The organism is Bacillus sp. SIMBA_074 (genome assembly GCF_046534555.1).
GTDB lineage: Bacteria > Bacillota > Bacilli > Bacillales > Bacillaceae_G > Bacillus_A > Bacillus_A mycoides.
Genome location: NZ_JAWRYM010000444.1, coordinates 1 through 276, shown reverse-complemented (window position 1 = coordinate 276; position 276 = coordinate 1). Strand labels below are relative to the sequence as shown.

Sequence of the window (276 nt, the reverse complement as noted above, 5' to 3'; positions counted from 1 at the left end):
CGGGGGAATCGCATGCAGCAAGGTCAATTCATGCTTATCTTTAGCATAGGCCAGCGCAAAGCGGACCGCTTGAATAGACTGCGCAGAAAAATCAATAGGGACTAGAATTCGGGACATACAAACACGTCCTTTCCTCTTTTCATCATGGCAAGGCTGTCATTGATCATTCAACCTTTTGCCTACCCCCATTGTAGCCCAAGCCTACTATTTTGTATGTAGGGGAAATCCCTGATGTTGGAAGAAAAAAAACCTGATGCCTCTTCTCAACTGTCATTC

General features: G+C 45.3%; 1 protein-coding gene. It reads right to left on the bottom strand.

All coding sequences use genetic code 11. The annotated features are described in order from the left end of the window. Positions 1–117, bottom strand: a 117-nt coding sequence (locus SB773_RS31520) for a universal stress protein (RefSeq protein ID WP_410594242.1), incomplete at its 3' end; no start/stop codon positions are given. Between the last annotated feature and the right edge of the window lie 159 nt (positions 118–276).